Annotated in this window: 19 protein-coding genes; 9 read left to right on the top strand and 10 right to left on the bottom strand. The window is 56.2% G+C overall.

Translation table 11 applies throughout. The annotated features are described in order from the left end of the window. Positions 1-83: 83 nt before the first annotated feature. The 5 genes from M2407_RS01715 (at position 84) to M2407_RS01695 (ending at position 5,133) form a co-directional block, all read left to right on the top strand. Entirely contained in the window at positions 84-896 is an 813-nt protein-coding gene (locus M2407_RS01715; RefSeq protein ID WP_116690963.1) for a MetQ/NlpA family lipoprotein, read from the top strand. A 346-nt stretch (positions 897-1,242) separates the two neighbouring features. After that, positions 1,243-1,857, top strand: a complete 615-nt coding sequence (locus M2407_RS01710) for a 2OG-Fe dioxygenase family protein (protein WP_104410908.1) — start codon at positions 1,243-1,245, stop codon at positions 1,855-1,857. Beyond that, a complete protein-coding gene (locus tag M2407_RS01705; protein WP_130015940.1) occupies positions 1,854-3,083 on the top strand; it encodes a cysteine desulfurase-like protein in 1,230 nt (409 codons plus the stop codon). Before M2407_RS01710 ends, M2407_RS01705 begins: the two co-directional genes overlap by 4 nt. Before the next feature lie 289 nt (positions 3,084-3,372). After that, entirely contained in the window at positions 3,373-4,398 is a 1,026-nt protein-coding gene (locus M2407_RS01700) for a MerR family transcriptional regulator (RefSeq protein ID WP_259216613.1), read from the top strand. 198 nt (positions 4,399-4,596) lie between these two features. Then, positions 4,597-5,133 (top strand): GNAT family N-acetyltransferase, encoded by a 537-nt coding sequence (locus M2407_RS01695; protein WP_259216611.1) that lies wholly within the window; start codon positions 4,597-4,599, stop codon positions 5,131-5,133. A 219-nt stretch (positions 5,134-5,352) separates the two neighbouring features. Here M2407_RS01695 and M2407_RS01690 read toward each other — a convergent pair whose 3' ends face one another. From M2407_RS01690 to M2407_RS01670, 5 genes are all read right to left on the bottom strand, one after another. Further along, positions 5,353-6,273: a DUF808 domain-containing protein gene (locus M2407_RS01690; RefSeq protein ID WP_046374213.1), complete on the bottom strand. Its 921-nt coding sequence runs from the start codon at positions 6,271-6,273 to the stop codon at positions 5,353-5,355. Between the two features lie 258 nt (positions 6,274-6,531). After that, entirely contained in the window at positions 6,532-7,029 is a 498-nt protein-coding gene (locus M2407_RS01685) for a heme-binding protein (protein WP_129940096.1), read from the bottom strand. A 159-nt stretch (positions 7,030-7,188) separates the two neighbouring features. Further along, entirely contained in the window at positions 7,189-7,809 is a 621-nt protein-coding gene (locus M2407_RS01680) for a response regulator transcription factor (protein WP_020825762.1), read from the bottom strand. Beyond that, a complete protein-coding gene (locus tag M2407_RS01675) occupies positions 7,809-9,128 on the bottom strand; it encodes a sensor histidine kinase (RefSeq protein ID WP_130015937.1) in 1,320 nt (439 codons plus the stop codon). Before M2407_RS01675 ends, M2407_RS01680 begins: the two co-directional genes overlap by 1 nt. Before the next feature lie 65 nt (positions 9,129-9,193). Further along, complete coding sequence (locus M2407_RS01670) at positions 9,194-9,598, bottom strand: VOC family protein (RefSeq protein ID WP_187962492.1); 405 nt, start codon at positions 9,596-9,598, stop codon at positions 9,194-9,196. Between the two features lie 82 nt (positions 9,599-9,680). On the opposite strand from M2407_RS01670, the gene M2407_RS01665 reads away from it, so the two are divergent. Then, positions 9,681-10,136: a GNAT family N-acetyltransferase gene (locus tag M2407_RS01665; protein ID WP_046374217.1), complete on the top strand. Its 456-nt coding sequence runs from the start codon at positions 9,681-9,683 to the stop codon at positions 10,134-10,136. A 35-nt stretch (positions 10,137-10,171) separates the two neighbouring features. On the opposite strand, the gene pbpG is transcribed toward M2407_RS01665, so the two are convergent. The 3 genes from pbpG to M2407_RS01650 all read right to left on the bottom strand — a co-directional run bounded on the left by pbpG (position 10,172) and on the right by M2407_RS01650 (position 13,359). Further along, positions 10,172-11,101 carry a D-alanyl-D-alanine endopeptidase gene (gene pbpG, locus M2407_RS01660; RefSeq protein ID WP_259216609.1) on the bottom strand — a complete coding sequence of 310 codons (930 nt, stop codon included), beginning with the start codon at positions 11,099-11,101 and terminating at the stop codon, positions 10,172-10,174. A 162-nt stretch (positions 11,102-11,263) separates the two neighbouring features. After that, entirely contained in the window at positions 11,264-12,367 is a 1,104-nt protein-coding gene (locus M2407_RS01655; RefSeq protein WP_259216608.1) for an adenosylhomocysteinase, read from the bottom strand. 47 nt (positions 12,368-12,414) lie between these two features. Continuing rightward, a complete protein-coding gene (locus tag M2407_RS01650) occupies positions 12,415-13,359 on the bottom strand; it encodes a GlxA family transcriptional regulator (RefSeq protein WP_130016058.1) in 945 nt (314 codons plus the stop codon). A 91-nt stretch (positions 13,360-13,450) separates the two neighbouring features. On the opposite strand from M2407_RS01650, the gene M2407_RS01645 reads away from it, so the two are divergent. Continuing rightward, complete coding sequence (locus tag M2407_RS01645) at positions 13,451-14,131, top strand: DJ-1/PfpI family protein (protein WP_259216607.1); 681 nt, start codon at positions 13,451-13,453, stop codon at positions 14,129-14,131. 50 nt (positions 14,132-14,181) lie between these two features. After that, complete coding sequence (locus M2407_RS01640; protein ID WP_020825754.1) at positions 14,182-14,745, top strand: DedA family protein; 564 nt, start codon at positions 14,182-14,184, stop codon at positions 14,743-14,745. A gap of 2 nt (positions 14,746-14,747) precedes the next feature. On the opposite strand, the gene M2407_RS01635 is transcribed toward M2407_RS01640, so the two are convergent. Together M2407_RS01635 and M2407_RS01630 are read right to left on the bottom strand one after the other, a co-directional pair. Then, on the bottom strand, positions 14,748-15,374 hold the full coding sequence (locus M2407_RS01635; RefSeq protein ID WP_130015935.1) for a LysE family translocator: 627 nt from the start codon (positions 15,372-15,374) through the stop codon (positions 14,748-14,750). A gap of 75 nt (positions 15,375-15,449) precedes the next feature. Next, positions 15,450-16,343, bottom strand: a complete 894-nt coding sequence (locus M2407_RS01630) for a LysR family transcriptional regulator (protein ID WP_020825752.1) — start codon at positions 16,341-16,343, stop codon at positions 15,450-15,452. A 127-nt stretch (positions 16,344-16,470) separates the two neighbouring features. Here M2407_RS01630 and M2407_RS01625 point away from each other — a divergent pair, with 127 nt between their 5' ends. Beyond that, positions 16,471-16,908 carry a PACE efflux transporter gene (locus M2407_RS01625; protein WP_046374221.1) on the top strand — a complete coding sequence of 146 codons (438 nt, stop codon included), beginning with the start codon at positions 16,471-16,473 and terminating at the stop codon, positions 16,906-16,908. The last annotated feature ends 190 nt before the right edge of the window (positions 16,909-17,098 follow it).

The following is a 17,098-nucleotide window of genomic DNA, read 5'->3' as shown; positions in this document are numbered from 1 at the left end:
AAGCGTTTGACTTCCCCGCAGGTTCAGGCTTAGCTAGCAGCACAAAACCAACTGATTTCATTGTTTTTTTCAGGGAGCACTCGATGACCAAAAGCTGGCGTTATACCCCTCTGCTGGCGGCGTTTGCCGCGGTGCTGGCACTGCAGGGCTGTGAACAGAAAACCGATCGGGATCACATCAAGGTAGGGGTCATCAACGGCGCGGAACAGGACGTGGCAGAAGTCGCCAAGCAGGTGGCGAAAGAGAAGTACGGCCTGGATGTTGAACTGGTCGGTTTCAGCGGTTCATTGCTGCCCAATGACGCCACCGACAAAGGTGAACTGGATGCCAACGTTTTCCAACACCGGCCATTCCTCGAACAACAGAATAAAGATCACGGCTACAAACTGGTGGCAGTAGGCAATACCTTTGTGTTCCCGATGGCCGGCTATTCGAAAAAAATCAAATCGCTGAAAGAGCTGCAGGACGGCGCGGTTATCGCTATTCCGCTGGATCCCACCAACCTCGGCCGTGCGCTGCTGCTGCTGGAAAAAACTGGCCTGATTAAGCTGAAACCGGGCAAGGGGCTATTGCCGACCTCACTGGATATCAGCGCCAACCCGCATAACTACAAGATTATGGAGCTGGAAGGCGCACAGCTGCCGCAGCTGCTGGATGATCCGAAAGTCACCGTGGCAATCATCAGCACCACCTACATTAATCAAACTGGCCTGACGCCAACCAAAGACGGCATTTTCATCGAAGACAAGGATTCGCCGTACACCAACATCATCGTGACGCGTGAAGACAACAAGGACGCGCCGAACGTACAAAACTTCATCAAAGCCTACGAGTCGGATGAAGTGGCCAAAGCCGCCGAAAAGATCTTTAACGGCGGTGCGGTCAAAGGCTGGTAAAACAGCGCTCTACTGGCGAGCACCTGTGCAGGTGCTCGCACTTTTAATCTCTCCCCAAGTTCAGTCCCCTACCTTCGCCGCGCTCGGTCCGGCAGCCAGTCAAAACCATTCCGCAGCTCATTACAGCCCCGAACGCCAGCCTCACCGCATCGGGTAAACCATCGGCCGCGCAACACCCAACATTCTCTGCGTTCATCCCCGTTTACAGCCACATTTGCGGGGCGACGGCCAAAAATTGCTTTGGCAAAAGTGTCGACTACAATTCAATCGAAATACCTCCCTACAAAGTCATCATTCAATAATATTAGAGGTGATTATGTTACAGAAACACGAAAACGTAATAAGTATGACTACGCTTAGCCGTCAGGCCACCCAACAATTAACGCCGTCGTTTTCTGCATTGCCCCATACACAACACGCTGACGGAAAATACCGCTTACGGCGCTATTCGGTAGTCAAACATCTCAATGGCCATGTGGTAGAGGTTGGCCAACGCAATTTCGTGCAGTCCGATGAGATCAATCACTTCCAGGGCAACGTGGTACGCCATTTTGAACCCATTGATAGCGACGTGTTGCAAAGCGCCGGCATGGATGAAATGTGTAATCTATTCGCGGAAAGTAATGATTTACCCGAAGGCGCGGAGATAGAAATTCACCAGATGCGCGTGGTCGCCATTCATAATGAAACGCAGGTCGCGCCGGAAGGGATCCATCAGGATGGTTTTGATCATATCGCGATGATTGCTATTCATCGGCAGAATATTGTCGGCGGCGAAATCATGTTATACGCCGATAATCACCAGCCTCCCTTCTTTAAAAAAGCGCTGGCGGACGGCGAAGCCGTTTTACTGGCGGACAGCAAGTTATGGCATAACGCCACGCCGATCAGCGCCATTGTCCCGGAAGAAGAAGGACACCTGGATATCTTTGTCCTGACTGCCCGCGGAGAAAAAGCATGACCTTTACGCCCGAACTCGCCAGAGCCCAGTTTAGCGCGCTGACCCAGCATTATAACGATCAACCGGTGATCTTCTTCGATGGCCCTGGTGGGTCTCAGGTTTCACGAGGCGTACTGGAAAAAATGACTGACTACCTGGGGAAATATAACGCCAATCTGGGCGGGCACTATTTTTCCAGCCACGTGACCGGCGAAGTGATGAATAATGCCAGGGAGTCGGTGCGCGCCTTATTAAACGCGCCGACGCCCGATAACATCATTTTTGGCATGAATATGACCTCGCTGACATTCCATCTCAGCCGAATCATTAGCCGTCACTGGCAGGCCGGCGATGAGATTATCGTCACCGAACTGGATCACTACGCCAATGTCTCCAGTTGGCAACAGGCGGCAAACGATAAACAAGTCACCGTGCATCAAATCCCCCTGCAACAAGCAGACTGTTCTTTGGATGTTGCCCGACTGTGCGAACAGATCACCGCTAAAACCCGTCTGGTGGCAGTGACCTACGCGTCCAACGTGACCGGCAGCATCGTCGATATTAAAACCATCACCGAAGCCGCTCACCGGGTCGGCGCTCAGGTTTATGTCGATGCCGTGCACTATGCCCCACACAATCTGATCGATGTGCAGGCATTGGGCTGTGATTTTTTAGTGTGCTCCGCCTATAAATTCTTTGGTCCGCACATCGGCATGGCCTATATCGCGCCGCAGTGGTTACAGCGGCTGCAACCCTATAAAGTCGAACCGGCTACCGACGTGGGGCCAGGACGTTTTGAGACGGGTACTCAGAGTTTTGAAGGGCTGACAGGAGTCACGGCAGCCGTTGACTACCTGGCGCAATGGGGAACGCCCGGTGCGTCCTTAAGGCAGCGGTTGCAGGAAAGTTTTGCCGACTACCATCGCCATGAAGAGAACCTGTGCCGCTATTTTTTGCAGCGCTTACAGCAAATAGACGATGTGCAACTGTACGGTTCCCCTCAGGCGGATTGCCAACGCCGCACGCCCACCTTTGCACTGACCTTTAAGCGACATGCCCCCGAACAGGTTGCGCGCCGATTAGGCCGGCACAATATCTGCGTCGGCAGCGGGCACTTCTATGCGCAAGGCTTAATCCAACGACTGAACCTGCAAGACAGCGGCGGCGTATTGCGCATTGGAATGATGCATTACAACACCCTGCAGGAAATCGACACGCTGTTTGAGCTGCTCGTCAGCGAAAGGTAGCAGCACATAGATCCACAAAGCCCAGCCCCCTGGCTGGGCTCATACGGCAGACACCCCTGCATATGGGTTAAGTCGGTAAGGGGCGAACATGTTCGACCCGATTTAATCTGTTGATTATGTAATAGGGAGCAGCATGCAGTGCCCCTACTACGAAACAACAGAGCACTTTGCTAATGTTCCCTAAGGCAAACGCCCTCCTCCGTTGCCAAAAATATCCTTAACTCCGCTATTGACCCTCACGCTACGTCAGGTTTTAGTATCCCGGAACGCACAAGGGAGGAGCACACCGATGTTATTGAAAGTGGGCGAACTGGCCCGCCGTTCCGGCATTACCGTCCGGACGCTGCATTATTACGACAGCATTGGCTTGCTGGTTCCTTCTGCGCGTTCCGACGCCGGGTATCGGTTATACAACCGGGCTGACATCACTCGCTTGCACCACATTCAGGCATTGCGCCGAATGGGCGTCTCGTTGGCAGAGGTCGGGGCAATTTTGGCGCGTTCGGGGATGGCGCTCACTTCGGTGATACAACAGCAAATCGTCATGCTGGAGCGGCAGTTGGAACAGACCGCCGCGCTGCGCGATCGTCTGCAGCATATGCATGCTCAGCTCACCGCCGGAGACGAACCGGAACTGAACGACTGGCTGACTACGTTGGAGTTAATGACCATGTACGATAAATATTTTACCGCAGACGAACTGGCCCAATTGCCTTTCTATCAGGCCGACCCGAGCCGCAATCAGGAGTGGGCCGAGTTGGTCAGCAGCATGCGCCAGTTGATCGATGGCGGCGTTGAACCGCAAGCGTTGCAGGCTCAGGCGCTGGCGCGTCGTTGGATGCTGATGCTGGAACGCGATACGGCGCTTAATCCGGCGTTTCTCACCCGACTCAACGCCATGCATGCCGATGAGCCCGCGATACGCGAACAAACCGGCATTACCCCGGCTATGACCGACTATGTGACCCGGGCATTCGCCGAAACCAAGCTGTCAATCTACCAAAAATACCTGTCGGCGGAAGAATACGCCCATGTACGCCAGCACTACTTTACCCGCCTGCAGGAATGGCCGGCACTGATCGCCCAGTTCCATCAGGCGCTGAATGAGGGCATACCGCCAGAGTCAGCGCGGGCAAAACAGCTGGCAGCCCAATGGCTTGAACTGTTCCAGTCCTACGCCGGTCCCCACCCGGCCACCCAGATGAAAATCCGCCAGGCCATGGAGCAGGAACCGACGCTGACGGAAGGCACCTGGCTGACCCCGCCGCTATTACGCTACCTGCAGCAGGCGGTGGCGCACTTCATGCGCGGCTAGCCCGGTTTTTTCCCCCGTCCGAATGCTGCTCGCAGCGGCTCCCGGCGCATGGCGAAGATCGTCATGCGCCATTTTTTCGTTTCGCGGCCGGGTATAACTTTTTTTTATCTTCAGCATAAGAAAGCCCAATTTTCCTTGTCGCCAGGCGCGGCGCATAATGCGCTTATCTTCTGATTTCCAAGGTAAACATGAATCACTATGCCCCACACCGCTCCGCTGATCCTCACCGACGCTACGCCGGACGACATAGCCGCCATCCAACAGATTTACGCCCATCACGTGTTATTCGGCGCCGCTTCGTTTGAAGAAACGCCCCCCACGCAGGAAGAAATGCGGCAGCGGCTGAGCAAAGTGCAAGAGGCCGGGCTGCCCTGGCTGGTGGCCAAGCGGGGTCATCTCGTCGTGGGCTACTGTTACGCCACGCCTTATCGACCGCGTCCAGCCTATCGATTCACCGTGGAAGAATCGGTATATATCGCCGAAGGGCAACAGGGTCAGGGCATCGGCAAGGCGTTACTGATTGAGCTGATTGCCCGCTGCGAGCAGGGGCCGTGGCGCCAAATGCTGGCTGTCGTCGGCAATGCCGGGGAAAACCATGGCTCGCTGGCCTTGCATCAAAAATTGGGGTTTGGCAGCGTGGGGACGCTAAAGGCGGTAGGGTTTAAATTGGGTAAGTGGCGCGACACCCATATCATGCAGCGTGCGTTAGGCGCAGGTGGCGACAATCCCCCCTGATGGGCTTGCAGCGAGCAATTTGCGAATTATCGACTACAGTAAATAATGATTTCATCAGGTTAGCGAAAACTCGCGCCGTCATTCAAATCAATTGGGAGAGACGAATGAAAATCATTCTGTGGATTGTCGCTATTATCTTTATCGTTGGCCTGCTCACCATCACCGGCGTGTTCAAGCTGATCTTTTAAATGACCCCGCGCCGAGAGGCGCGGGATTAGCTTAGGCCTTTAAACGTCCCCGGATCGCCCCCAGAGCCGAAACCACCAGCAGGACTACGCCGCCGGCAACCAGACCAAACACCACGTTGAGCAAGGCGGGAATCACGCCCTGTAGGATCTGACCGAAGGTAGGTACCACGGTGGCGTACGACGCCCAGTCCTCAAACAAATGATGCACCGGCGGCAAGCCATGGGTCAGGATACCGCCCCCGACCATAAACATGGCGATGGTACCGACTACCGACAGGGTCTTCATCAGATAAGGCGCCGCACTGACAATACCGCTGCCGATTGAGCGAGCCAGCGCACTGCTTTTACGGCTCAGATACAACCCCAGGTCGTCGAGTTTGACGATGCCGGCCACGATGCCGTAAACCCCCACCGTCATCACAATCGCGATACCGCACAGCACAATCACCTGCTGGCTGAAGGTCGCCCCGGCCACGGTGCCCAGAGTAATGGCAATAATTTCGGCCGACAGCACAAAATCGGTGCGGATAGCCCCTTTCACCTTGCGTTGTTCATAGGCCGCCACGTCTTCATTGGCGTTCAGCGCCTCTTTATTCTCTTCCCCATCCTGTTTTTTGTGGGTCAGGCTGTGGAACACCTTCTCGAACCCTTCGTAACACAGGTAAGCCCCACCCACCATCAGCAGCGGCGTGATCGCCCAAGGGGCAAATGCGCTGATCAGCAACGCCAGCGGCACCAGGATCGCCTTGTTGATAAACGAGCCCTTGGCCACGCTCCACACCACCGGCAGCTCGCGATCGGCCTTTACGCCGGTGACCTGCTGCGCGTTAAGTGCCAGATCGTCTCCCAATACCCCGGCGGTTTTTTTCGCCGCCATCTTGGTCATCAGCGAGACGTCGTCCAGCAGTGAGGCAATATCGTCGATTAAAGTCAGTAAGCTACTTCCAGCCAAAGTGGTTCATCCTTTTCATATTCACGAGTCACGATCTCTTCGTCGAGATTCATACTACAACATTAATGATTGTCGATTTGCTAATGAATATTTTAGTGGAGAAATAACGATTGGGAGGAGAGACGGGGGATAAACAGGAAGTATTGCTGGATGATTGCCCAAGTGGTTGCAGCAAATCATCCAGTGGGTGAAAGCGTATAGCCATGCCGGTCATCAGGTTAACGCCCCCTAAGAAGCGGCGGTAACCGTTAAAAAAGATCACCCGGCATTCAGGCTGCTCTGGTTATTTTTCAAGGCTTCCAGCGCGCACTGCTGATCAAGATCCCCGCCCGGTGCCCCACCAATGCCAATGGCACCGATGACCATGTCCCCAGATTTCACCGGTACGCCACCTGCCAGCAACAAGAAGCCCGGGATATCGCGCAGGTTTGCCGCCCCTGGGTTAGCCTGAGCATTCTTCATCACGTTTTCCGTCGGGTTTTTGGTGCTGAGGGCGGTAAACGCCTTCATGCGACTGGCTTCGATCGTATGCGGACCGGCGTTATCCATTTTCTTGATGACAAGCGGGGTACCGGCGCGATCGACCAGCGTAACGGCGACGTTATAGTTTTTCGCACTGCAGGCCTGAATAGCGCTCTGAGCCAGTTTATCGGCCAGGTCGAGGGAAAGGTTTTTTTCACTGAGAACGCCGCCGGCCATGCTGGCGAACGACGTCACGCTGCTGAGTAAAATGATGCTTGAAATGATGATTTTCATACTGGCTTGCTCCTTGCTTGTCCCTTGTGGATATCAGGAATAGTAAAAGGTGCAGCCGCAGCACACTATTGGCGTGATTACCTACGCGATTAAGTAATTTTACCTAGAATGCCCTTGGGACGGGACTTGCGCCCCATTTTCATCAATAACAAAGCGTTGTTACATTTTTTTCAGCAGCGCCAGCTCGCCATATTCGTTCATCAGTTTGGGCAGAGAGTTGACGTCCAGCTTGGCGAAGATATTGGCCCGGTGGGCCTCCACGGTGCGCGGCGACAGTGCAAAAACGCGAGCGATCTCCTTGCTCGAATTCCCCTGCATAATGTGCTCAAAAATATCCTGTTCGCGAGCAGTCAACGTAGCCAGCCGGTGTTGCATCAGGCGTATTTTTTGTTGCCGCTCCTGCAAGTTCTGCTGCTGTTCCAATGCGCTGCCGACCACTTCGAACAGTAAATCGGCGTCGATCGGTTTGGTCAGGAATTCGAAGGCGCCGTTTTTGAAGGCCCGGCGGCATAAATCAATGTTCGCGTGCCCGGTCATGATGATCACCGGGATCGCCAACCCTTGCCGTTGCCATTCCTCCAACAGCGTCAGCCCGGTTTTGCCCGGCATCCTGATATCCAGCAGCAGACAGCCGGTTAAACCATGCAGCTCACCGACGCCTTGCTGAAACGCCAGCGCACTGCTGTAAGTACGGGTTTGCCAACCGACGGTACCCAGCAAGGCGCTAAGCGAGGAGAGAATGGCCGGTTCGTCGTCAATAAGGTAAATGGTTTGGTTCATCATCTCTCCTCAGGGTGTATCGGTAACCAGAGTCGGAAGCAGGCCCCTTGCCCGACAATATTCGTCGCTTCGATGGTGCCGTTAAGACGTTGGATCAGCGTATCCGTCAAGGCCATTCCCAATCCTATGCCCTGGGCGCGCGTGGTGAAAAACGGCATAAAGACATGCTGCAGAGCCTGTTCCGATAGCCCTGGGCCACCGTCAGTCAGGGTTAAAGCAATCCCCTCGTCGGTGGCCGTGGCTGCCAGGTTGATCCAGGCCGTCCCGACAGCATTATTTTCTTGCGCCTGAATCGCATTGCTGGCGATGTTGTGCAGAATTTGCTCTATCCACAGCGGCGGAGCAAACAGCCTGGGCAAATTGTCAGGAATGCTGCTGTTAATTTTGACTTTATTGCCCCGAATTTCATTGTCCAACAGCGTCCTAACCCGGGCCCAGAGTGCGCCCAGCGCGACGGGTTGATAATCGACTCGCTCACTGGTCAGCTTCTGACGAAATTGCTGCAGCAATGCGTCGGTGCGCTTGATCTGAACCACGGCGGCCTCAAGCAACTGCGGCAGTTGTTCGGTGTGCTGTTGCCGAACCAGACGCAAGGCCGTTTGGTTGTAACTCAAAATCGCGGTGAGGGGCTGGTTAAGTTCATGCACGATACCGGCGGTCAGTTCGCCCAGGGTATTGAGCCGTGTGATTTCGGCGTAATGGGCACGCAGATCGGCGATATCTCGCCGCCGACGGTTGGTTCGATATTGGTTAATCAAGTAAAGCACCAGTCCCCAGAACAATGCAGGGGACAGGATCAGGGGCCAGGGCAGCGTAGCCCAGTTCGGATCGTCACCGGCGGCCAGCACAAAAGGCTGCGAATGGCTGGCTATCACCTTTTCCCATTGCCAATAGTAGGAAGCCTGCGCCGCGCCGCGCTCAAATAAGGTCTGACCGTTCCAACGCACCACCAGGTGCCGGAAGCCGTTTTCTCCCACCAATTCGTTCATCAATTGGTTCAGATCGATCAACAACGACTGGTTACCGGCATTGAGCCAGTAGCGCCCATTTTGTTCCACGACGATGAGCCGTCGCGGTTCAATACCAGGATGAGAACGCCAATGGATGATTTGCGGAAAGATCCTCTGCACTTCCCGGCTGTATTGGCTGGCCGGCAATAGCGGAATGATGGCGTCGTGCTGTGAAAGCTTCACCGTCACGTCGCGATAAAGTATACGAAAATCAGCGCTTTTCTCTTCGTACTGCTGCTGCAAAAAATAGGCTGTCAGCCCGCCGCTGGAGAGCAGAGCCAACGCTAACCAGCCCATTATCTTGAACATACCCATCCATCCCTGCGCAAATTTTCTGAACGCTTAAATACCATAAAAGAGCGGGTGCGGGTATCTCAGCCGGCATCACCGGCAGGCACGTTCAGTTGCCAGGACAGGCCAAAGCGGTCGTTCAACCATCCGAAGCGCGCGCCGAAACCATAATCATCAATCGGCATAAGCACCTCGCCGCCCTCTGCCAAGCGGGCGAAAATCCTTTCAAGCTCCGCCTCGGTGGCCAAGTTCACATGAAGCGAGACCGCCGGGGTAAAGCTGAAGTCATGGCTGACCGGGCTGTCAATAAACACCAGATTATGCCGATCAAAATCGATGGTAGCCTGCTTGATCCGTCGCGGCCCGCCATCGCGCTCATCAAAATGCAGCAGTTGCTGAACCTGGAAACCGGCAAACAGTTCGCTATAAAGATCTATCGCCTGTTGGGCCTGGCCCTGAAACATGACAAAGGTAGAAACGTGGCTCATGGGATGCTGCCCTCGCGTGCAATATGGTATTAATTGATGATAGCGGATGGATACGCCTTCACGGCGATTGAAAGGAGGAAATATGACCGTCATCCACCGTCAGGCCCAATTGAGCGATCTTGCCGGCCTGCAGGCGCTGTACAGGGAGTTACGCCCGCAGGATCAGCCGCTGCGCCCGGATAATGCCCAGCGTACTTTGCAACGCCTGCTCGACAACCCGGCGATTCGTCTGGTGGTCAGCGTGGTCGATGACCAACCGGTGGCGACCTGCATGCTGGCGATGGTGCCGGGGCTGGTGCATCAGGGGCAACCCTTCGGCATCATTGAGCACGTGGTCACTGCTCAGGCGTATCGCGGACAAGGTATTGCTTTAGCGATGCTTGAATACGCATTGCAACTGGCATGGCGGAAAGGTTGCTACAAAGTGATGCTGCTCTCCGGTCAACAGCGCACCGGGGCACATCAGCTGTATCTGCGCGCCGGGTTCGACGGCGATCGGGAGCGGGGTTTTGTTATCCGGCGCCCTGAGGGACGGTAACGGCCTGCGAACAGCTCCGCAGGCCACAGCATCGATTATTCGGTTTCGTTCTTCGCCAGACGGGCGTCTTTCTGCCGACGGTAGTCACGGGCAGCGGCAGGGATTGGCGTCACCTTACCGGTTTCGATCCAACTGCGCAGGCGGTTGGCGTCGGCGAAGTGGGTATACTTGCCAAAGGCGTCCAGCACCACCAGCGACACGGAATGACTGCCGATCATGGTGCGCATCGCCAGGCAGTGTCCCGCTTCGTTAGTGAAGCCGGTTTTGGTCAGCTGGATGTTCCATTTCGGGTTGTATACCAGATGATTGGTATTGCGGAACGGCAGCGTATAGTTCGGATCCTTGAAGCTCGCCATGCGTTCGGTGGTGGTGCTGAGCTGGCCAATCAGCGGATATTGCTTGGTAGCGATCAACAGTTTGGTCAGGTCGCGGGCGGTAGAGACGTTTTTGATCGACAGCCCGGTCGGTTCCACATAATGCGTGTTGGTCATGCCCAGCGCCCTGGCTTTGGCGTTCATCGCTTTGATAAATGCACCGTACCCACCCGGGTAATGATGCGCCAGACTGGCGGCAGCACGGTTTTCCGACGACATCAGCGCCAACAGCAGCATATCTTTACGGCTGATCTCACTGTTCAGCCGTACGCGCGAATAGACCCCTTTCATCTCCGGCGTCTGGTGAATATCCACCGACAGCATTTCATCCAGCGGCAGATGGGCGTCCAGCGTCACCATTGCCGTCATCAGCTTGGTGATGGAGGCGATCGGCACCATTTCATCTGGGTTGCGGGCATACATCACTTTGTGGGTCTGCATATCCACCACCATGGCGCTGCCGGAAGCCAGCTCAGGCTGGGCGGCCCGGGTGACGGCGTTATTTTCGCTGGCCAGCGCGCGCGGCGCGAAGCCTGCCCCTGCCTGCAAAGCGAGCAGGGCTAGTACCAAAACACGTTTTTTCACATGCATTACTCTGTCACTGAAGAAGATGAAGGTCTTATTTGGCCGAATTATATGTGAGGGTTCTCCCATTGGCACTGGGATTATGTCAGCCGATTTGTGACAAATTCTGTCGGAGAGATAATTGCGCAAACCGCGAGCGCTCTGGGATGAACGCCCGCGTTGAAAAAGTTACAGTGCCGGTTGCCAGGCCGACTGCGGCAACAGGTACAACCCAGGGGCCTGGCGTGCGCCGTCCCCGACGATATGGCCAATGCCTGCCGCCATCACCGCCAGCGTCACATCGAAGGCGTTAAGACTGTCGCCGTAGCCCGCCGTCAGGTTGAACATTGAACCGTTGGCCAACAAGTACAACTGTTTGTCGCCAAGTTGGTAGACATTTACAAACGGCATAGGCTCGCTGTGTGGCAGGTTCTGCAGGAAACCGACGTCAATTTCCGCCGTTACATGGCCGACGTTGAGGATGAACACCCCGTCTTTCGCCTGCTGCAGATGCTGCGCTGACAGCACGTTTTTTGCCCCGGTTGCCGTGGCAATTACATCGGCCTGGCTGACCGCACTGGCCAAATCAACGACCGCCCAGCCGTCATAACGCGCCTGCAGCGCACGCGCCGGATCGATTTCCGCCACGATCACCTGGCCGCCGTAAGCTTTCGCCGCGGCCGCAACGCCCTGCCCAACCAAACCATAGCCAATCACCAGCACGCATTTCTCATGCAGCGTCAAATGGGTGGTCTGGAAGAAGGTGTGCCAGGCGGTCAAGCCGACCATGTGACGGTTATGCAGCCCTTCTTTTACCGGCAAATCGTCCCAGTTAAAAATAGGATAGCGCGGTGCCATACCGTTCAGTCGACTGATGCCGGAACCTGTCGCTTCCAGCCCGGCGATAATCTGCGGGCCGTCGGCAGACTGGTGCAGGCGGGTAGTCAGATCCGCCCCCATTTCGCACAGGTGGGTAGGCCCCCAGGCCAGCGCGCGGTCAAACGATGCCGACCAATCGGCGTCGCTCATGTCGCGCCAGGCGTGAGCCTGTGCCCCACGGCGTTCCAGCCAGGCGACCACGTCATCCTGCACCGTGGTCGGGTTGCAGGTGGTCAGATAGATGGCAGCGCCCTTATCCAACAGACCCGCCACCAGCGGGGCCATTTTCAGATCCAGGTGCATATTGCACGCCAGACGCACGCCGCTTAAATCCGGCAGTGCAGCAACGGCCGCCCGGGTACGCGGCATGTGGCGCATCGCCCAGTTCAGCTCACTTTCAAAATCCTGATACATCTGTCGCTCCTCTACTGCGCCGCGCCACCGGGGCACGGCAGAATGATTTAACCGCTGCGGCTCAGGCGCTTTATCGCCTGTGGCGACAGGCCAAACAGACGGATGAAGGCCCGCCGCATACGCTCCGGGTCACTGAACCCGACGGCGCGGGCGATGCTCTCCAGCGCTTCGTGACCTTCTTCAATCCTGACCCTGGCGGCCTCGACTCGCAATTGTTCAATCACCTTGGCCGGCGTCTGGCCGGTTTCGGCGCGGAACAAGCGGCCAAACTGCCGCTCGCTCAGACAGGCGGCGTCCGCCAGATCGCCCACCGTCAGCGGATGATGGAGGTGTTCGCGAGCATAAGAGAGCGCGTTGCGAATGCGATCTGAAGACGGGTTGAGCTCCAGCAGCAAGGAATACTGCGACTGCCCGCCCGGACGCCGGTGATACACCACCAGTTGCCGCGCCACACTGGCCGCCAATGCGCTGCCGAGATCTTCCTCGACCATCGCCAGCGCCAAATCGATACCGGCAGTGATGCCCGCCGAAGTCCAGATCGCACCGTCGCGGATATAAATACGATTGCTGTCGACGCGGATACGCGGATAACTCTGTTGCAGCCGTGCGGCATGGTACCAATGAGTAGTCGCGCGCTTGCCGTCCAGCAACCCGGCAGCCGCCAGTATAAATGCGCCGGTGCACACGCTGGCCATGCGCCGCGCCTGCCGGCTTTGCCGGTGCAGAAACGCCAATAGCCCCGCCGACTGGGTGGCGACGACGTTACCGCTGCCTCCGGCAATCAATAGCGTATCAATGCGATGTTCGCCAAACGGCTGAGTGAGCACTTCCACACCCGAAGAGCTCACCACGCTGCCGCCCCGCTCCGAGAGCGGCAGACACCGGTAGGCCTGGGTCGCCGTAAACTGGTTGGCATTATCAAAGGCCGCCAGTGGCCCGGCGAAGTCGAGCAGATTAAAGCCGGGGAAGACCACAAAGCCGATATTTTTCATCATGGCGCTTTTTGAGGGTTATCCGTCATATCAGCCAAAAACAGGGTCGCTATTATTACCCAAAGCAAATGACAAAACTGAGGCGAATATCATGTCTGAACCATTAGTGATTGTTTTTCCGATCTATCAGGGCGTCACCCAGCTGGACTTTACCGGGCCACTGCAGTTCTTGCGACACATGCCGGGTGCCGAAATTGTCGTGGCCTCCGTCGGTGGCGCAGATATCAGCGCCGAAGGATTGCACTTTACCCAGTTGCAGAAGCTGGAAGAAGTCACGCGTTGCGACGTGCTGTGCGTACCGGGCGGCGCCGGCTGCACCCAGGCGCTGGAAAACGACGCCTTTATGGGCCAGATCCGCCGTCTGGGATTTGATGCCCGCTATCTGACCTCCGTGTGTACCGGTTCGCTGATCCTGGCCGCTGCCGGTTTGCTGCAGGGCAAACGCGCCGCCTGTCACTGGAGCATGCGCGAAAGCCTGGCGCTGTTCGGTGCCCTCCCCAGTCATGCCCGGGTAGAGCGTGACGGTAACGTCATCAGCGGCGGCGGCGTGACTGCCGGCATCGATTTCGCCCTGGCATTAATCGCCGAATTGCACGATGAGGAAACCGCGCAAATGATCCAACTGTATCTGGAATATGCGCCGGCACCGCCTTTCCAGGGAGGAACGCCGGAACTGGCGCCGGCGCATGTTCTGGCTCGGGTTCAGGCGCAAATGGCCGACAGTTTGCGGCAACGTCGGGCGTTGGTGGCGCAGATTGCCGCCCGCGGCTAGCGCACAGGGCGTATACTTAACCTTATGTGTTAAAGACATAGGGGATCAGAATGGCGGATTTAGCCCACTACATTACGGACTACGGTTATTGGGCGCTGTTTATCGGCTGTCTGGCCGAAGGCGAAACCATCACGCTGCTGGGCGGCATTGCGGCACATCAGGGACTGTTACATCTGCCCTGGGTTATTGCGGTGGTGGCGTTGGGCGGCACGCTTGGGGATCAACTGCTGTTTTTCCTGGGCCGTCGCTTCGGCGGACGGGTCATTTCACGCATGAAAAGCCAGGAAAAACGCATCGAACGCGCCAGAAAGCTGATCGCACGCCACCCAATGCTGTTCGTGATTGGCGTACGTTTTATGTATGGCTTCCGCATTATCGGCCCGGTTCTGATCGGCGCCAGCAAGCTGCCGCCGTCGCGCTTTGTGCCACTGAACATTTTGGGCGCCATCCTGTGGGCGACAATCTTTGTGCTGCTGGGCTATTTTGGTGGCGAGGCGATCGGCCGCTTTATCTCGGGCTTCGACAAAAGACTCACCAGCGTGCTGTTCTGCGCGCTGGTGATCGCCGCCATTCTGCTAGTACGGTTTTGGTGGCGCCGTCGGCATGCCGATTAAGCTTATCGGTTCAGCATCAGTTTCACACCGAGCAAGGCCAACACTCCGCCGCCTACCCGATCAAACCAGGCTTTAAAACGCAGGTAGGCGCGACGCGGACGTGGTGATGACAACACAAAGGCCACGAAGGCATACCAGAGGACGTCAACCGTCAGGGCGATCACCGGCAGAATAATGTACATCAGCGGCGAGATTTTATGGCTGAGCAAGGCGGCAAACACGCTGCCGAACACGATGGCGGTGTTCGGGTTGCTCAACTGGGTCAATAGCCCCGTGGTAAAGGCCTTGCGAAAGCCCAGAGACTGCGCGCCGACAGCCTCCACGTTCAACGGTTGACTCGCCCCACGCAGCATTTTGAACGCCAGGTAGACCAGGTAAGCGCCCCCCAGCACTTTCAGCGTGGAGTACAGCCATGGCAATGCCAACAGCAATGACTGAAGCCCCAACAGAGCCACCAGTGCAAAAATAAAGCAGCCGACGCCCATACCCAGCGCCACTGCCATACCGTCGCGGCGAGACGATGCCACGGCCGTACGCGCCACCAGAATAAAGCTTTGTCCCGGACTCATTGCCCCCAGCGCAATGGCGCCAGTAATGCTCAATACCGATAATGCCGTCTCGCTGATCATGCTTTCCGCCCCTTCGTAAATGCCACGGTTCAAAGTAGCTCAGCGATGAAAACAAAAGCAATACGGCCGCCGGGATTATTCCGCCTGCGACGCGTCGCGCATCAGGGCCACCAGTTCGCGGGCGGCCTTATCCAACGGTCGGCTTTTCAGCCAGACAAGGTGTATCGGCAATCGCAGCTCATTTTTGGTGTTTTTAAATTTCAGCCTGATCAACCGCCCCTGAGCTAACAATGGTGCGGTCAGCGATAGCGGGAAATTGCCCCACCCCAAACCCGCCTCGACCATGTTCAGCGCCATCGGCAGGCTGTCGGTGCGCCAGTAAGATTCCGCCACCCGCGGCCGCAGATCGGCGATCGGCAAATCACGGCTGGCCACCATTATCTGCCGCACGTTGACCAAATCCTCGAGGAACAGCTCATCAGGCGCCCCCTGCAACGCCGGGTGCCGTGGCGAAAGCATGGCAACCAGCGATTCCGCGCCGACGAAGTGAAACTGTTCCTGGCTGTTGATGTTAAGTCCGCCAAATGCCAGGCAAACGTCGACTCGCTCTTGATGCAGCATATGCACCACGTCATCCTGCGGAGCGGTCAGCACTTCAATATTCAGCAGCGGATAGCGCTCCGCCAGCGTGTTGATCGCCGTCAGCAGGCCACTGCTATTGATGTCCGAGGCAACGCCAATCGACAAAGTGCTCTCCAGCCCTTGCGACAGTTCGATAGCGTGGTTCTGCAACTGCTTAAGCTGTTCGGCTATCAGTCGCGCATGGGGTGCCAGGGCCAATGCCAACGCGGTCGGCACCGGCTCGCGGTGCGAACGATCAAACAGTTGAAACCCCAGTTCCGCCTCCATATTGGCGATCCCCATACTCACCGCCGAAGGTACGCGGCGCAGCGAACGGGCCGCGGCGGAAAACGAACCGCGATCCAGTACCGCCAGAAACAGCTCTATATTATCGCTGGAAAAATTCATTGCACCTCCTATCAGTAAAACTGACAGCTCCTGACTTTTTCTATCAATGTGATTGACGTTATCTTACCCGCCAGACGGCAAAAGGTCACTCGACCACAAAGCCAAGAAATCAGTCAGGAGATGAGTAATGCAAGGCGTTAAACGCAAACTGGTGTATGTCACCGCCTATGAAATTATCGGCATGGCGATCTCAGCGCTCGGGCTGGCGCTGCTTTCCGGCAGCGCCCCCAGCAGCACCGGGCCGCTGGCGGTGATCATTACCACTATCGCCGTCACCTGGAACTTCATCTACAACTCGCTGTTTGAGCTGTGGGAAAGTCGCCAGGCCTCACGCGGCCGTACGCTTAAACGCCGTATTCTGCACGCCGTAGGCTTTCAATTAACGTTAGTGGTTTACCTGATCCCGCTGATTGCCTGGTGGATGGGGATTACGCTGTGGCAGGCGCTGCTGCTGGATATGGCCCTGATAGTGATTATCCCGTGCTACACCTTTGTGTTTAACTGGGTGTTCGACAAGGTATTCGGCCTGCCGACTTCGGCTCTGCCGGCCGGTGAATCCGCCTAAAAATCGGCCAAATCTCTCCGTTTATTATCTCCCGCCTGCGGACAATATCACCACAGGTTGGGAGGTCTTATTATCCCCCTCCTTTCACCTCACCCATTAATAAGAAAAATTCCCTGTAGTTTGCACGGTAATTATTATTATGTGATTTTAATCACTTTTTATTCCTCGATATTTCCGTCTTGATAAAATC

The sequence above is a fragment of the Serratia sp. BIGb0234 genome (assembly GCF_024809915.1).
Taxonomy (GTDB): domain Bacteria; phylum Pseudomonadota; class Gammaproteobacteria; order Enterobacterales; family Enterobacteriaceae; genus Serratia; species Serratia liquefaciens.
This window is presented reverse-complemented; position numbering and strand designations above follow the sequence as displayed.

Coding starts and splice junctions, on each gene's coding strand:
- M2407_RS01640 (WP_020825754.1), top strand. CDS start 14,182: ATGGCGGATTTAGCCCACTACATTACGGACTACGGTTATTGGGCGCTG.
- pbpG (WP_259216609.1), bottom strand. CDS start 11,101: ATGCATGTGAAAAAACGTGTTTTGGTACTAGCCCTGCTCGCTTTGCAG.
- M2407_RS01710 (WP_104410908.1), top strand. CDS start 1,243: ATGACTACGCTTAGCCGTCAGGCCACCCAACAATTAACGCCGTCGTTT.
- M2407_RS01665 (WP_046374217.1), top strand. CDS start 9,681: ATGACCGTCATCCACCGTCAGGCCCAATTGAGCGATCTTGCCGGCCTG.
- M2407_RS01655 (WP_259216608.1), bottom strand. CDS start 12,367: ATGTATCAGGATTTTGAAAGTGAGCTGAACTGGGCGATGCGCCACATG.
- M2407_RS01630 (WP_020825752.1), bottom strand. CDS start 16,343: ATGAATTTTTCCAGCGATAATATAGAGCTGTTTCTGGCGGTACTGGAT.
- M2407_RS01695 (WP_259216611.1), top strand. CDS start 4,597: ATGCCCCACACCGCTCCGCTGATCCTCACCGACGCTACGCCGGACGAC.
- M2407_RS01635 (WP_130015935.1), bottom strand. CDS start 15,374: ATGATCAGCGAGACGGCATTATCGGTATTGAGCATTACTGGCGCCATT.
- M2407_RS01650 (WP_130016058.1), bottom strand. CDS start 13,359: ATGAAAAATATCGGCTTTGTGGTCTTCCCCGGCTTTAATCTGCTCGAC.
- M2407_RS01680 (WP_020825762.1), bottom strand. CDS start 7,809: ATGAACCAAACCATTTACCTTATTGACGACGAACCGGCCATTCTCTCC.
- M2407_RS01705 (WP_130015940.1), top strand. CDS start 1,854: ATGACCTTTACGCCCGAACTCGCCAGAGCCCAGTTTAGCGCGCTGACC.
- M2407_RS01685 (WP_129940096.1), bottom strand. CDS start 7,029: ATGAAAATCATCATTTCAAGCATCATTTTACTCAGCAGCGTGACGTCG.
- M2407_RS01700 (WP_259216613.1), top strand. CDS start 3,373: ATGTTATTGAAAGTGGGCGAACTGGCCCGCCGTTCCGGCATTACCGTC.
- M2407_RS01675 (WP_130015937.1), bottom strand. CDS start 9,128: ATGTTCAAGATAATGGGCTGGTTAGCGTTGGCTCTGCTCTCCAGCGGC.
- M2407_RS01625 (WP_046374221.1), top strand. CDS start 16,471: ATGCAAGGCGTTAAACGCAAACTGGTGTATGTCACCGCCTATGAAATT.
- M2407_RS01715 (WP_116690963.1), top strand. CDS start 84: ATGACCAAAAGCTGGCGTTATACCCCTCTGCTGGCGGCGTTTGCCGCG.
- M2407_RS01670 (WP_187962492.1), bottom strand. CDS start 9,598: ATGAGCCACGTTTCTACCTTTGTCATGTTTCAGGGCCAGGCCCAACAG.
- M2407_RS01645 (WP_259216607.1), top strand. CDS start 13,451: ATGTCTGAACCATTAGTGATTGTTTTTCCGATCTATCAGGGCGTCACC.